Source organism: Burkholderia sp. Bp9031, assembly GCF_003857965.1.
Classification (GTDB): domain Bacteria; phylum Pseudomonadota; class Gammaproteobacteria; order Burkholderiales; family Burkholderiaceae; genus Burkholderia; species Burkholderia ambifaria_A.
Genome location: NZ_QTPW01000016.1, coordinates 88,867 through 103,094 on the forward strand (window position 1 = coordinate 88,867; position 14,228 = coordinate 103,094).

Consider the following 14,228-nt stretch of genomic DNA (forward strand, 5'->3'; position numbering starts at 1 on the left):
GGTTTCCTCTTGTCGCTTGTCTTTGTCTGTTACAGCGCGTCTGCGCCGGTCTCCCCGGTCCGGATCCGGATCACCTGCTCGATCGGCGTGACGAAGATCTTCCCGTCGCCGATCTTGCCGGTGCGGGCGGCCCGCTCGATCGCCTCGACCGCCTGGTCGACGAGATCGTCGGACACGGCTGCCTCGATCTTCATCTTCGGCAGGAAATCGACCACGTATTCGGCGCCCCGGTACAGCTCGGTGTGCCCCTTCTGGCGCCCGAACCCTTTCACCTCCGTCACCGTGATGCCGGAGACGCCGAGCGCGGAGAGCGCTTCGCGCGTCTCATCGAGCTTGAACGGCTTGATGATTGCGGTAATCAGTTTCATGAAGTCCTCTCGCTGGGTTGTCCCGTCGAATTGGTTGGAATGGTGTGACGGCCTCTTCTCAGCAACTCGCATGCCATGTTCGTGCGAGCGCCGTCTCGAACGGCTCGGAAGCGGGGTCGCGTCCCCTGCTGAAAGGTGCGGAAGCCCGGCCGAATGGCCAACGTGGGCGAGGTTTGCTGGCGCGCCGAAAGGATCGTTGCTAGAGTGCACGCACGTCCCGGCTCGCCGGGCCATTCACCCATGCGGGCGCCATGCCCGGAATTCGCGCCGCGGGCGCACCATTTCCGGTCATGCGTGCATCATGGGCACGTATGCAACTGAAGATGCACATTTTTTGTGCAAGGAAGGGAAATCTCATGAAGCAACCCAGCGATGTTTTCAACGACCTGCAGTCGCGCGTCAGCGACCTGCTGAAAAACTCGCCGGCCAAGGATGTCGAGCGCAACGTGAAAGCCATGCTGTCGCAAGGCTTCTCGAAACTCGATCTCGTCACGCGCGAGGAGTTCGACACGCAGGCACAGGTGCTCGCCCGCACCCGCGTGCGTCTCGAGGAACTCGAGAAGCGCGTCGCGGAACTCGAGCAGAAGCTCGCAGCGCCCCAGGCCTGACGCCTCACCCGACCAACGGGTCCGGGCGCGGGCCGCCTCGTGCGGCCCGCGTCCGCCGCCCGGAAGTCCGCTCGTCAACCCGTCGTTCCTCGCAGTCCCCCGCTCTTCGCTGTTCCCTCGCTCTTCGCAGTCCCCCGCTATTTGCAGTTCGTCGTTCCTCGTTCTTTCCCGCGCCACGCCGGCAAGCGCGCACCGATTCCTCCGATTCCCGCGACATGCGGCCCCGAACGGCCGTTGTCCGTCCGATTCATTTACAGGAGCCTCGCCATGTCGCTCGCCGTGGTGCGTAGTCGCGCGCCGGCGGCCGGCCGCGCGCCGGACGTCACCGTCGAAGTCCACCTTGCCAACGGGTTGCCGTCGTTCTCGATCGTCGGCCTGCCCGATCTCGAAGTCCGCGAAAGCCGCGAGCGCGTGCGCGCCGCGCTACAGAACTGCGGATTCGAATTCCCCGTCAGGCGCATCACCGTCAATCTCGCGCCGGCCGACCTGCCGAAGGAGTCGGGCCGCTTCGACCTGCCGATCGCGCTCGGCATCCTCGCCGCGAACGGGCAGATCCCGGCCGACGCGCTGGCCGGCCGCGAATTCGCGGGCGAGCTGTCGCTGACCGGCGCGCTGCGGCCGATGCGCGGCGCGTTCGCGATGGCGTGCGGTGCGGCGCGCGACCGGCGCGCGAGTGAAACCGGGTCGCGTGTCGATTCCGGCGCGCAGCCCGTCGCGATGTCCGGGCCGGCGGCCGCGTCGCGCCCGCCCGAGTTGTACCTGCCGCTCGACAGCGCTGCAGAAGCCGCGCTCGTGCCGGGCGTCGTCGTGTTCGGCGCGCCCGACCTGCCCGCACTGTGTGCGCACCTCGCCGGTGCGCCGGACGCGCGGCTCGCGCCGGTCGCCGCGCCCTGCCTCGATGGCGTACCGGCGCCGGCCGCCCCCGATCTCGCGGACGTCGTCGGCCAGCGCGGCGCCCGGCGTGCGCTCGAAGTGGCCGCCGCGGGCGGGCACCACATGCTGATGATCGGGCCGCCCGGCGCCGGCAAGTCGATGCTGGCCGCGCGGCTGCCGGGCCTCCTGCCGTCGCTGACCGACGACGAGGCGCTGACGTCGGCCGCGCTTCTTTCCGCGAGCCGCATCGGCTTCTCGCCCGCGCAGTGGCGGCGGCGGCCGTTCCGCGCGCCGCACCACTCGTCGAGCGCCGCCGCGCTGGTCGGCGGCCGCAACCCGCCGCAACCGGGGGAGATCACGCTCGCGCACCTCGGCGTGCTGTTTCTCGACGAGCTGCCCGAATTCGACCGGCACGTGCTGGAAATGCTGCGCGAGCCGCTGGAAGTCGGCCGCATCACGATCTCGCGCGCGGCCCAGCAGGCCGACTTTCCTGCCGCGTGCCAACTGATCGCCGCGATGAACCCGTGTCCGTGCGGCTGGCACGGCGATCCGTCCGGGCGCTGCCGCTGCTCGCCGGACGTCGCGACGCGTTACCTGCGCAAGCTGTCCGGGCCGCTGCTCGACCGGATCGACATCCAGGTCGATCTGCCCGCGCTGTCGCCGGCCGAACTCGCGTCGCGCGCGACGGCGCCCGGCGAGCCGAGCGCGACGGTCGCCGCACGGGTCGCGCAGGCGCGTGCGCTGCAGCTCGACCGGCAGGGCAAAACGAATCACATGCTGAGCGGCCGCGAGACCGACGACCTGTGCCGCCCGACCAACGACGGCGAGCGGCTGCTGCGCGAGGCCGGCGAGCGCTTCGGCTGGTCGGCGCGTGCGTATTTCCGCGTGTTGAAGGTCGCGCGGACGATCGCCGACCTGGCCGGCGACCCGTTGCCGACGGCCGCGCAGATCGCCGAGGCGATCCGCTACCGGCGCGCGCTCACGGCGCTGTGAGCGCCTCTTGAGGACAAAACGGCGCTGTCAAGACTTGACTTATGCACAATTTCGCGAATCCGGCCCCGGATCGCCGCTCGCGACCGCCCTTTCATCGCAAAACTCGTATCTCGTTGTTTTTATTTATCTTTCTCATTGGGCTGGCGATCTATCAAATGCGCCGGAAGGCCGTCCGGCGCGGCTTTGCGGGGGATTCAGTCAACTTTTCAACAAAGTTATCCACATGCGCTGTGGATAGTCGAAAAATCCCCGCAAAATCCGGCGATTAGCGTCGAAAGCTGCGAATGAACTTTCAGTTGTCACAGCGTGTCTGAGCGCCCTCACCGGCCGGCGTCAATCGAGTTTGAACGAGCCGAAAAACTGGTCGAGCTGTTCCCGCGCGAGCGGCCCGTCGGCGATCACGACGGCCTGATATGCATGCCGGCCGCGCGCCACGAGCCGCGCGACGATCGTCTTGTGCGCGTGGTCGCCGCCGCTGGCCGCGCCCGCGACACGCAGTTCGAGCCCGTTCACCGCGCCGCCGGCCGCGAGCGGCACCGGCACCGAGGCCGTCTGCGGCGCGCCTTCGAGATTGCGCGACAGCCCGGTACGCAGGAACTCGAGCGCGGCGCGGCGCGTGTCGTCGCGGTCGTCGGGCAGTGTCAGCGTGCCGACCGCGAACACCGCGCCGTCGACGTGTGCGGCCTGCATCCGCATCGGCATCGATGCGCCGCCAACCGCCACCGGCTGGTCCTCGACGGTCGGCTTCGCCGGCAGGTCAATCGTGTAGCCGGCGTCGTTGTGCAGCGTACGCCAGTCATATGACGGCGAGCAGGCGGCCAGCGCGGCGCTCACGCACGCGAGCGCGGCGAAGTGTCGCAGTGGACGAAAAAGGGGGCGCAACGAATCGATGACTTCCTTCGGCATGGCAGTGATGGGGACAGGCAAAGCGCCCATTATCCGCCGAAGCTGACACCCGGGATGTGTGGCGGCCATCGGTGCGTGCCGCGCATTCGCGCTAAAATAAGCGCCGAATTTCGACGTCCTTTGCATCGATCCGCGTCATCGACCGACTCCGAGAGCACCGCAGATGAACACCACGCCTCCCGCCCAGCGCCGCACCGGCCCCGCCCGCTATATCGCGGCGGCCGTCATCGTCGCGGCCATCGCCGTTGCCGGCTTCTTCGCGTTCAACGGCAAGTCCACCGTGCCGGACGCCACGTTCACGCTGCTGTCGGGCCAGAAAGTGTCGACGGCAGGCGACCTGAAGGGCAAGGTCTACCTCGTCAATTTCTGGGCGACGAGCTGCGCGACCTGCATGCAGGAAATGCCGCAGATGGTCGATACCTACAATCGCTTCAAGGGTCAGGGGCTGGAATTCGTCGCGGTCGCGATGAACTACGATCCGCCGATGTACGTCGCGAACTATGCGCAGACGCGCCAGCTGCCGTTCAAGGTCGCGCTCGACGACGGCAGCGTCGCGAAGCAGTTCGGCAACGTGCAGCTCACGCCGACGACCTTCGTCGTCGACAAGGACGGCAAGATCCTGAAGCGCTACGTCGGCGCACCGCAGTTCGCGGAACTCGACGCACTGCTCAAGAAGGCGCTCGACAGCAACGCGGCCTGAGCGCCGCCGACCGCGCCGCACGACAGGACTCGCAGGGCCGCACGCCGCGCCCTGCTCCGCACGACGGACCGCACGACCGGCCAGCCCGGTTCTGCGGTCCGTCTCGTTTTCAGCGCTCGGTTTCGCCTTTCGCCGACAGCCCGTAGCGCTTCATCTTCTCGTACAGCGTCGCCTTGCCGACATGCAGCCGGTCGGCCGTCGCCGCGACCGCGCCGCCCGTCTGGTTCAGCGCCTGGGCGATCACCGCGCGCTCGAACTGCTCGATGCGCTCCTTCAGCGTCTGGTCGCTCTCGGCATCGTCGCCGTTCGCGCCGGCCTCCTGCGGCATGTCGGCAACACCGAGCACGAAGCGGTCGGCCGCGTTGCGCAGCTCGCGCACGTTGCCGGGCCAGTCGCGCTGCATCAGGCTCGCGCGCTGCCGGTCGGTCAGCACGGGGGCCGGCCGCTCGTAGCGCACGGCCGCGTCGAGCATGAAGTGTTCGAACAGCGGCACGATGTCCTCGCGGCGCTCGGCGAGCGGCGGCAGCGCGATCGTCACGACGTTGAGCCGGTACAGCAGGTCGCGCCGAAACGTGCCGGCCGCGACGAGCTCGCTCATGTCGCCCTTCGCGGCCGCGACAACGCGGCAGTTCACACGGATCGGCTGGTTCGAGCCGAGCCGCTCGAGCACGCCGTCCTGCAGCACCCGCAGCAGCTTCACCTGCAGCGCGAGCGGCATGCTTTCGATTTCGTCGAGGAACAGCGTGCCGCCGGACGCATATTCGAGCTTGCCGACGCGGCGCTTCGCGGCGCCGGTGAACGCGCCGGACTCATAGCCGAACATCTCCGACTCGAACATCGGCTCGGGCAGCGCACCGCAGTTCACCGCGATGAACGGCTTGTCGCGACGCGGCGACAGCTCGTGCAGGCTGCGCGCGATCAGCTCCTTGCCGGCACCCGTGTCGCCGTTGATCAGCACCGACGCGTCGGTGGGCGCGACGTTCGCGATCAGTTTGCGCACCTGCTCGATCGCCGGACTGCGGCCGATGATGCGCGGCGCGACGATGCTCTGCCCGGCCAGCTCGCGCCGCAGCGCGTGATTCTCGAGCACGAGTTCACGCCGCTCGAGCGCGCGGCGCACCGTCTCGATCAGCCGTTCGGCCGCGAACGGCTTCTCGATGAAGTCGTACGCGCCGTCGCGCATCGCCTGCACGGCCATCGAGATGTCGCCGTGGCCGGTGACGAGGATCACCGGCACGTCGGGCACACGCTCGCGGCACTGCGCGAGCAGGTCGAGCCCGCTCGCGCCGGGCAGCCGGATGTCGCTGACGATCACGCCGGCGGTTTCCGCGACGATCGCCTTGTCGGCCGCCTCGGCCGATTCGAACCCGACGACGTCGAACCCCGCGAGCTGGAGGCTCTGCACGCTCGCCCGGCGAACGAGCGCATCGTCTTCGATATAGATCACTTGCAGCCGGTTGGCCATCGTAGTCACTTGCTCCTGACAGGCCGCGCGGCAGCGTGCGCGCGCGGCTCTCGTTGATGCCTGTCGTGCGGCGAACTAGCGCGAGCCCGCCTGCTCGGACACGGAGTCCGGATGATGCGTGCGCGCGCGCCGCAGCGTCAAGACGAACAGCGCGCCGCCGGACGGCGCATTGCGCGCGGTCAGCGCGCCGCCCGCGTCGCTCGCGATCGACGACGAGATCGCAAGGCCGAGCCCGAGCCCGCGCCCCATTTCCTTCGTCGTGAAGAACGGTTCGAACAAACGCGGCAGCAGGTCGGGCGCGATGCCGGACCCGTTGTCGCGCACCTCGACCGCGAGGGTCGCGACCGACACCGCAATCGTCACGTCGATCGCCGGTGCCGCAACGCCCGCGACCGCATCGAGCGCGTTGCCGAGCAGGTTGATCAGCACCTGTTCGAGGCGCAGATCCTCGCAGCGGGCGACGAGCTCCGGATAATCGCGCGCGAGGTCGAGCGGCGCGTCCTGCGCGGGCGACACGGTCGAATCCTGCAGCGTCAGCGTGAGCGCGACGCCGCGCAGCCGGTCGCCGAGCAGCGACAGCACGCTGCGCAGCGCGCGCACGACGAGCGCCTGTTCGTTGCGCGGCTTCGCGCGGCCGACGAACAGCTTCAGCTGGTTGGTGATCTTGCCCATCCGCTCGGTCAGCGCGGCGATCGCCTCCAGGTTCTCGCGCGCGGCTGCCTGCTCGCCGCGATCGAGCAGCACGCGCGTGTTGTCCGAGAAGCTGCGCAACGCCGCGAGCGGCTGGTTCAGTTCATGCGTGATGCCGGCCGCCATCTGGCCGAGCGCGGCGAGCTTGCTCGCCTGGATCAGTTCGTCGTGCGCGGCGCGCAATTCCTGTTCCGCGCGAATCCGCTCGCCGACTTCCTTCTGCAACTGTTCGTTCGCTTCCGACAGGTCGGCCGTGCGTTCCTCGACGCGCCGGTTCAGCTCCGCGTACGCCTGCTGCAGCAGCGCGCGACCGCGGATCATCTCGCGCACGCGTGCGCGGCGCATGCGCCAGTAGAACGCGAGCAGCGCGACCGACACGAAGCCGAAGCCCGTGACGATCGTCGCGTTGCGCGCGTCGGTGTCGATGGGGGCGATCGGCGCGAGCGTGACGAGGAGCCAGTCGGGCTCGCCGATCCGCCGCTTGCTGGCGAGAAAGCGCGGCGCGCGACGGCCGGGGCCCAGGCGGACGATCTCCGCGTCCGCGCCGAGCACCTGCTCGACGCGCAGCGGCAGCGGCGTGACGGGCTGCTGCGCGTACTGGCGCGTCTCGTAGATCGACGCGGCGACGGGCCCCGTCAACGGATGCAGCGTGTGGTATTTCCATGCGGGCACGGACGACAGGAACACGACGCCGTGATCGTCCGCGACGACGAGCGGTTCGGACGCGTCGGCGCCCTGGAACCATTCGAGATTGAGCTTCACGACGACGACGCCCGCGATCTTGCCGTCGCGCCACACCGGCTGCGAGATGTAGTAGCCGGGATCGCGCGAGATCGTGCCGATCCCGAAGAAGCGGCCGACCCGGCCGTTCATCGCGTCGATGAAATACGGGCGGAAGCGGTATTCGATCCCGACGAAGCTGTCGGGCGCGCGCCAGTTGCTGGCGGCGACGCACAGGCCGTCCGCGCCGACCACGTAGGTGACGGTCGCGTGCGCGTGTTCGTTGAGGTCTTCGAGATAGCGGTTCGCACGCCCGGTGAAATCGGCGCGCTTCGGCTCGGCGAGCAGGTCCTGCACGTACGGATGGCTGCCGAGCAGATAAGGCAGCGATTCGTAGCGGTCGAGCGTGCTCTTGAGCGCGTTGGTGGTGCGATCGACGCGCACCGCGGCGTTGCGCTGCAGCTCGGCGACGCCGCGCCGCCACGTGACGGTCCACGTCAGCGCGCATGCCGCCGCAAGCGCGGCGGCAAGCATGACGAGGATGAGCAGGCGGCGCTTCACGGACGTGACTTCCTGACGATGCGGATCGCCTATTGTGTCATAGGGCTCCACATCGTCACCCTGGCCGCGTCGGCCATCGCGCGGCGCGCCGCCTGCGGGCGGTGCCGCCGCCTGCTCGTTCATGGCGTCAGACGCCGGCCGTCTCGGTCGCCTTGACCTCGCCGCCACCCGTCAGCGCCTGGCGCAGCTTGTTGCGGTCGAGCTCCTTCTCCCAGGCCGACACGACCACGGTCGCGACACCGTTACCGACGATGTTGGTCAGCGCACGGCATTCGCTCATGAAGCGGTCGATGCCGAGGATCAGCACCATGCCCGACAGCGGGATCGTCGGCACGACCGCGAGCGTCGCGGCGAGCGTGATGAAGCCCGCGCCCGTGACGCCGCTCGCGCCCTTCGACGTCAGCATCGCGACGGCCAGCAGCGTGAGCTGCTGCATCCACGTCAGTTCGATGTTGGTCGCCTGCGCGATGAACAGCACGGCCATCGTCATGTAGATGTTGGTGCCGTCGAGGTTGAACGAGTATCCGGTCGGCACGACGAGGCCGACGACCGAACGCGAGCAGCCGGCCTTCTCGAGCTTCTCCATCAGCTGCGGCAGCGCGGCTTCCGACGAGCTCGTGCCGAGCACGATCAGCAGTTCTTCCTTGATGTACGACACGAAGCGGATGATCGAGAAGCCCGTGGCGCGCGCGATCGTGCCGAGCACGACCAGCACGAACACGACCGACGTCAGGTAGAACGTGCCGATCAGCTTGAGCAGCGGCACCAGCGAGCCGACGCCGTACTTGCCGATCGTGAACGCCATCGCGCCGAACGCGCCGATCGGTGCCAGCTTCGTGACGATGTGCACGATGCCGAACAGCACGCGCGTGAGGCCGTCGATGAAGTCGGTGACGACCTTGCCGCGCTCGCCGAGGTGCGCGAGCACGCTGCCGAACAGCAGCGCGATCAGCAGGATCTGCAGGATTTCACCCTGCGCGAACGCATCGACCATCGTGTTCGGGATGATGTGCATCAGGAAGTCGACCGTCGACTGCCCGTGCGCCTTCGCCGCGTACGATGCGACGGCCTTGCCGTCGAGCGTCGCCGGATCGATGTTGAAGCCGACACCCGGACGCAGGATGTGCGTGGCCGCGAGGCCGAGCAGCAGCGCGAAGGTCGACACGATCTCGAAGTACAGCAGCGCCTTGCCGCCGACGCGGCCGACCTTCTTCATGTCCTCCATGCCGGCGATGCCGGTGACGACCGTACAGAAGATGATCGGGCCGATCACCATCTTGATCAGCTTGATGAAGCCGTCGCCGAGCGGCTTCATGTCGGTGGCGAGCGCCGGATAGAAGTGGCCGAGGATCACGCCGACGATGATGGCGAAGATCACTTGCACATAGAGCACTTTGTAGAAGGGTTTCTTCTTCACGATGGTTCCTGCTGAAGTAGATGAGCCGATGGAAACGGCGTCACGCGCGCGGACGAATGTCACAGGGGAAGATTCACTCGCCCGCGCGGCTGCCGTGCCGCAACAAGCGATGCCTCAGGACGTCCGGAGGGGATGGAAGGCAGTGGTCATCGATTGTCTCCTTGATTTAATAGTCGGGCCGGGGGATGGCCGTGCCTTTTATATCGCAAGGTCGATGCCAGGTTTCCGGAACCCCTCAAGCCGTTGTTTTCATTGTATTTCTCATCATGCGGCAGGCAAGAAAATCCGGGATTCCGGATTTCCGGAAAATATCCGTCCGGCGATCCGGACGGATGCGCTCATTCATCGGATGAATCAGTGCTGCACGGCGCGACTGGCCAGCACGCCCGTCTGCGCGTAGAACTCCTGCTGCGCGAACGCGTCGCGCTCGCGCCGCGCGCGCTCGCCGCGGTCCGCTAGCGAGCCGACGACGATCCCGACGAACGCGAGCGGCACCGACACGAGCGCCGGGTTGTCGAGGAACACCGGCGCGTGCGCGTGGTGCAGCACGTCGACCCACACCGACTTCGACAGCACCGTGAGCACCACCGCCGACATGAGGCCGAGACCGCCGCCGAGCACCGCGCCGCGCGTCGTCATCCCGCCCCAGAAGATCGACATCGCGAGCACCGGGAAATTGGCGCTCGCGGCCACCGCCGCGACGAGCCCGACCATGAACGCGACGTTCACGTGCTCGAACAGGATCGACAGCGCAATCGCGATTCCCGACAACCCGATCGTCGCCGCGCGCGAGATGCGCATTTCCAGCCGCTCGTCGGGCTTGCCGCGCGCCCACATCTGCGCATACAGGTCGTGCGAGATCGTGGTCGCGCCGGCGAGCGTCAGCCCGGCGACGACCGCGAGGATCGTCGCGAACGTGACGGCCGCGATGAAGCCGTAGAACCAGTTGCCGCCGACCGCCTGCGCGAGCTTCACCGCGACCATGTTCGAGCCGCCGAGCAGGTCGTGCGTCAGGTTGAAGGTGCCGTTCGCGCCGAGCCGGAAGAATTCCGGATGCTGCGCGAGCAGCACGATCGCCGAGAAGCCGATCACGAAGGTCAGCAAATAGAAGTAGCCGATGAAGCCGGTCGCGTACAGCACCGACTTGCGCGCCTCCTTCGCGTTCGGCACCGTGAAGAAACGCATCAGGATGTGCGGGAAGCCGGCCGTGCCGAACATCAGCGCGATGCCGAGCGACAGCGCGTTGGCCGGATCGCGGATCAGCTTGCCGGGCCCCATGATCGACAGCGCGCCCGGATGCACGGCCACCGCGCGCCGGAACATTGCGTCGACGCTGAAGCCGAATTCGCCGAGCGCGAGCAACGCGAGCAGCGTCGCGCCGCACAGCAGCAGCACGGCCTTGATCACCTGCACCCAGGTCGTCGCGGTCATCCCGCCGAAGAACACGTAGACGACCATCAGCACGCCGACGATCAGCTCGGCCGTGCCGTACGACAGCCCGAACAGCAGCTGGATCAGCTTGCCCGCGCCGACCATCTGCACGACCAGGTACAGCACGACGATGGTCAGCGCGTTCGCCGACGTCAGCAGCCGGATCGGCCGCTGCGCGAAGCGGTACGCCACCACATCGACGAACGTGAACTTGCCGAGGTTGCGCAGCGGCTCGGCGATCAGGAACATCACGAACGGCCAGCCGACCAGGAAGCCGATCGAGTAGATCAGCCCGTCGAAGCCGAACATGAACACCATCCCCGACAGCCCGAGGAACGATGCGGCCGACATGTAGTCGCCCGCGATCGCGAGCCCGTTCTGCAGCCCGGTGATGCCGCCGCCGGCCGTGTAGAAGTCGCGCGTCGAGCGCGTGCGGCGCGCGGCCCAGCGCGTGAGCGCAAGCGTCGCGAACACGAACGCGAAGAACATCGCGATCGCCACCGGGTTCAGCTCGACCTTGTCGGGCATCGGGCCGGCCACGGCGCTCGCGCGCGCGGCGGAAGAAACGAGAACGGCCAGCGCGCCGAGCACGCTCGAAGTGCGTCGCATGTCGGCCTCCGTCACGAACGTTGCAGGATCGCGTCGACGCGGCGGTCGAACGCACGGTTCGCGCGCAGCACGTAGCACGCGGTCAGGCCGATCGCGACCAGGATGATCGCGACGCCCGCGACGATCCCGACCGTGGTCGTCGCGCCGCGGTACAGCGGCGCGGCCAGTACGTGCGGCGCGAGCGCGACGAGCAGGATGAAGCTGTAGTAGGTGGCGATCATCAGCGCCGTCAGCGTGAAGCTGAAGCGGCGCCGCGCACGCACGAGCTGCTGGTAGTCACGGCGCGCCGTGACCGATTCGATGACGGAAAGCTCCATGGTGTCTCCTGTCGACCAGAGTTAGCGCTTTAGCGCTTACTCTGGTCCCATGCTTCGCGGTCGACCGGAGTTGGCGCTTTAGCGCTTACTCCAGTCCCCGCAGGGCGACCAACTCGTCATTGCGAGAGGGTTTTGTGGAATGGTCGGCGCGCGTCGACTCCCCGCCCGCGCCACGGCGGCAAAAGCGATCTACACGATTCGGTCCGCACGCAGCCGCGCCAGTTCCTGCGCCGACAACCCGAGCCAGCCGCCGAGTACGTCGTCCGTATCGGCGCCGAGCACCGGCGGCGCACCGCGCACCGGCAAGCGTGCGCCGTCGAAGCGGTACGGTGGCGCGAGCACGTCGACGCCGCCCGCGACCGGGTGCGGCTGCCGCGTGACGAGCCCCGCGCTCGTCGCACGTTCCGACTTCAGCGCTTCGTGCAGCCCGAGCACTTCGCCGCACGGAATGCCCGCATCGGCGAGCGCCGCGAGCAGCGTCGCGCGCGGCCGGCGGCCGAGTTCGCGGCGGATCTCCGGCAGCAGCTCCGCGCGATTCTCGGAGCGGCCGAGGTTGGTCTTGTAGCGTGCGTCCGCGGCGAGGTCGGGCCGCTCGATCGCGTCGCAAAAGCGTGCGAACTGCGCGTTGTTGCCGACCGTGATCACGAGCGGGCCGTCGGCCGCATCGAACACGCCGTACGGCACGATCGACGGGTGCGCGTTGCCGTAGCGCGGCGGATCCTCGCCCATCAGCAGCGCGTCGAGCCCGTAGTACGCGGTGATCATCAGCCCGCAGTCGAACAGCGCCATCTCGATGCGGCGACCGCGCCCCGTCGCATGGCGCTCGTACAACGCGGCGAGGATCGCCTGCGCCGAATACATGCCGGTGAACAGGTCGACCGCCGCGACGCCGAACTTCAGCGGCGGCTGGCCGGCTTCGCCGTTCAGCGCCATCAACCCGGCCTCGCCCTGCACGACGAGGTCGTAGCCGGGCCGCGCGGCCTCCGGGCCCGACCGGTCGTAGCCGGAGATCGCGCAATGCACGAGCCGCGGATTCAGCTCGGCCAGCGCGTCGTAGCCGAGCCCGAGCTTTTCCGCGCCGCCGGACTTGAAGTTGTGGATCAGCACGTCGGCCTGCGCGGCCAGCTCGCGCGCGATGCGCTGCCCGGCTTCCGTCTGCAGGTCGACGCAGATCGACCGCTTGCTGCGGTTCACGCTGTTGAAGTAGGTCGTCTCGGTCTCGCCGATCCGCAGCCCCCAGTCGCGCGTGTCGTCGCCGCGCGCCGGATGCTCGACCTTGATCACGTCCGCGCCGAAATCGGCGAGCACCATCGCGCTCCACGGACCCGCGAGCACGCGCGAGAAATCGAGCACCTTCACGCCGGCCAGCGGCAGCGCGCGCGCTTCGTTCGTCATCCTTGTCTCCTCCATTCGCGTGGTCCGCCTTTACTGTTTCGACAGCGCGATATAGCGCGCGAGATGGTGATCCTCGTCGCCGAGCTGGTGGTCGATCATCACGAGCCGCTTCGCGTAGTGCGACAGCGGCAGCTCCCACGTCATCCCGATCCCGCCGTGCAGCTGGATGCTTTCCTCGGCGACGAGCGTGCCGATCCGGCCGATCGTGTACTTCGCCGCCGCGAGCGCGCGCTCGCGCACCGCGCGCGGCGCGTCGAGCTGCGCGGCCGCGTTGATCACCGCCGAGCGCGCCTGCTCGACTTCGAGCAGCACATCTGCCATCCGGTGCTGCAGCGCCTGGAAGCTGCCGATCGGCACGCCGAACTGCTTGCGCGTGCGCAGATACTCGAGCGTCGCTTCCTTCGCGACATCCATCGCCCCGAGCGCCTCCGCCGACAGCGCGAGCAGCCCGTAGCCAAGCACGCGTTCGAGCAGCGCCGCACCGGCTTCGCCGTCGTGCGCGCCGAGCGCGGCATCGGCCGGCAGCACGACGCGCTCGAAGCGCACTTCGGCCGCGCGGCCGCCGTCGATCTTCCTGTAGTCGCGCAGCGACACGCCCGGCGCGTCGGCCGGCACGACGAACAGGCCGATGCCGGCTGCGTCGTCGTCATCACCGGACACACGCGCGCTGACGACGAAGAACGCCGCCTGCGCGGCCTGGTCGACCACGCCCTTCGCGCCCGTCAGCACCCAGCCGTCGCCGGAGCGCTCGGCACGCGTGCGCACGGTCGTCAGTTCGTAGTGCGAGCCAGGTTCGTCGTGCGCGAATGCGGCGCTCGCGCTGCCGTCGATCAGTGCGGACAGCCGCTCGCGATGCGCGTCGCCACCGGCGAGCGACAGCGCGCGTCCGGCGAGCAGCGTGCCGAGGAACGGCTCGACGACGAGCCCGCGCCCGAGGCATTCGAACACCACGGCGATGTCGAAGCCCGCGCCGCCGAAGCCGCCGTCGGCTTCGGCAAACAGCGCGCCGACTGCACCGAGCGCCGCGAAGCGCTGCCACATCGCGCGATCGAATCCTTCGGCCGACTGCGCGATGCGCTCGCGCACCGGGAACGCGTACCGTTCGGCGATGAAGCGGTTCAACGTGTCCGCCAGCATCCGGCGGTCTTCTGTGTGCTGGAAATCCATCGTCGCGT

Annotated in this window: 12 protein-coding genes; 3 read left to right on the plus strand and 9 right to left on the minus strand. The window is 68.4% G+C overall.

Annotated features, from left to right (window positions below; all coding sequences use genetic code 11):
* Positions 1-29 precede the first annotated feature (29 nt).
* On the minus strand, positions 30-368 hold the full coding sequence (locus tag DIE15_RS21185) for a P-II family nitrogen regulator (protein WP_006398175.1): 339 nt from the start codon (positions 366-368) through the stop codon (positions 30-32).
* Positions 369-724: 356 nt separating this feature from the next.
* Between DIE15_RS21185 and DIE15_RS21190 the strand changes: the two genes are divergently transcribed.
* Positions 725-976, plus strand: a complete 252-nt coding sequence (locus DIE15_RS21190) for an accessory factor UbiK family protein (protein WP_006489451.1) — start codon at positions 725-727, stop codon at positions 974-976.
* 267 nt (positions 977-1,243) lie between these two features.
* Positions 1,244-2,842, plus strand: coding sequence for a YifB family Mg chelatase-like AAA ATPase (locus DIE15_RS21195; protein WP_124834266.1), 1,599 nt, complete (start codon positions 1,244-1,246; stop codon positions 2,840-2,842).
* 333 nt (positions 2,843-3,175) lie between these two features.
* Here DIE15_RS21195 and DIE15_RS21205 read toward each other — a convergent pair whose 3' ends face one another.
* Positions 3,176-3,748, minus strand: a complete 573-nt coding sequence (locus DIE15_RS21205; RefSeq protein ID WP_124834268.1) for a hypothetical protein — start codon at positions 3,746-3,748, stop codon at positions 3,176-3,178.
* 163 nt (positions 3,749-3,911) lie between these two features.
* Here DIE15_RS21205 and DIE15_RS21210 point away from each other — a divergent pair, with 163 nt between their 5' ends.
* Complete coding sequence (locus DIE15_RS21210) at positions 3,912-4,448, plus strand: TlpA disulfide reductase family protein (RefSeq protein WP_057926471.1); 537 nt, start codon at positions 3,912-3,914, stop codon at positions 4,446-4,448.
* A gap of 109 nt (positions 4,449-4,557) precedes the next feature.
* Here the strand turns inward: DIE15_RS21210 and DIE15_RS21215 are convergent, their stop codons facing one another.
* The 7 genes from DIE15_RS21215 to DIE15_RS21250 form a co-directional block, all read right to left on the minus strand.
* Positions 4,558-5,913, minus strand: coding sequence for a sigma-54 dependent transcriptional regulator (locus tag DIE15_RS21215; RefSeq protein WP_124834290.1), 1,356 nt, complete (start codon positions 5,911-5,913; stop codon positions 4,558-4,560).
* Positions 5,914-5,988: 75 nt separating this feature from the next.
* The gene (locus DIE15_RS21220; RefSeq protein ID WP_124834269.1) at positions 5,989-8,007 is read right to left on the minus strand and encodes an ATP-binding protein; all 2,019 of its coding nucleotides are present in this window, start codon (positions 8,005-8,007) and stop codon (positions 5,989-5,991) included.
* Between the two features lie 4 nt (positions 8,008-8,011).
* Positions 8,012-9,301 (minus strand): dicarboxylate/amino acid:cation symporter, encoded by a 1,290-nt coding sequence (locus DIE15_RS21225; protein WP_057926468.1) that lies wholly within the window; start codon positions 9,299-9,301, stop codon positions 8,012-8,014.
* Positions 9,302-9,655: 354 nt separating this feature from the next.
* Positions 9,656-11,341 carry a cation acetate symporter gene (locus DIE15_RS21230; protein ID WP_124834270.1) on the minus strand — a complete coding sequence of 562 codons (1,686 nt, stop codon included), beginning with the start codon at positions 11,339-11,341 and terminating at the stop codon, positions 9,656-9,658.
* A gap of 11 nt (positions 11,342-11,352) precedes the next feature.
* Positions 11,353-11,658, minus strand: a complete 306-nt coding sequence (locus DIE15_RS21235; RefSeq protein WP_057926467.1) for a DUF485 domain-containing protein — start codon at positions 11,656-11,658, stop codon at positions 11,353-11,355.
* Between the two features lie 189 nt (positions 11,659-11,847).
* On the minus strand, positions 11,848-13,053 hold the full coding sequence (locus tag DIE15_RS21245; protein WP_124834271.1) for a CaiB/BaiF CoA-transferase family protein: 1,206 nt from the start codon (positions 13,051-13,053) through the stop codon (positions 11,848-11,850).
* 30 nt (positions 13,054-13,083) lie between these two features.
* The gene (locus DIE15_RS21250) at positions 13,084-14,220 is read right to left on the minus strand and encodes an acyl-CoA dehydrogenase family protein (protein WP_057926466.1); all 1,137 of its coding nucleotides are present in this window, start codon (positions 14,218-14,220) and stop codon (positions 13,084-13,086) included.
* Between the last annotated feature and the right edge of the window lie 8 nt (positions 14,221-14,228).

What these genes read in the sequence shown, in the direction of transcription:
- DIE15_RS21250 (WP_057926466.1), bottom strand. Translation starts at nt 14,220, where the DNA reads ATGGATTTCCAGCACACAGAAGACCGCCGGATGCTGGCGGACACGTTG.
- DIE15_RS21210 (WP_057926471.1), top strand. Translation starts at nt 3,912, where the DNA reads ATGAACACCACGCCTCCCGCCCAGCGCCGCACCGGCCCCGCCCGCTAT.
- DIE15_RS21205 (WP_124834268.1), bottom strand. Translation starts at nt 3,748, where the DNA reads ATGCCGAAGGAAGTCATCGATTCGTTGCGCCCCCTTTTTCGTCCACTG.
- DIE15_RS21215 (WP_124834290.1), bottom strand. Translation starts at nt 5,913, where the DNA reads ATGGCCAACCGGCTGCAAGTGATCTATATCGAAGACGATGCGCTCGTT.
- DIE15_RS21235 (WP_057926467.1), bottom strand. Translation starts at nt 11,658, where the DNA reads ATGGAGCTTTCCGTCATCGAATCGGTCACGGCGCGCCGTGACTACCAG.
- DIE15_RS21195 (WP_124834266.1), top strand. Translation starts at nt 1,244, where the DNA reads ATGTCGCTCGCCGTGGTGCGTAGTCGCGCGCCGGCGGCCGGCCGCGCG.
- DIE15_RS21245 (WP_124834271.1), bottom strand. Translation starts at nt 13,053, where the DNA reads ATGACGAACGAAGCGCGCGCGCTGCCGCTGGCCGGCGTGAAGGTGCTC.
- DIE15_RS21230 (WP_124834270.1), bottom strand. Translation starts at nt 11,341, where the DNA reads ATGCGACGCACTTCGAGCGTGCTCGGCGCGCTGGCCGTTCTCGTTTCT.
- DIE15_RS21185 (WP_006398175.1), bottom strand. Translation starts at nt 368, where the DNA reads ATGAAACTGATTACCGCAATCATCAAGCCGTTCAAGCTCGATGAGACG.
- DIE15_RS21190 (WP_006489451.1), top strand. Translation starts at nt 725, where the DNA reads ATGAAGCAACCCAGCGATGTTTTCAACGACCTGCAGTCGCGCGTCAGC.
- DIE15_RS21220 (WP_124834269.1), bottom strand. Translation starts at nt 8,007, where the DNA reads ATGAACGAGCAGGCGGCGGCACCGCCCGCAGGCGGCGCGCCGCGCGAT.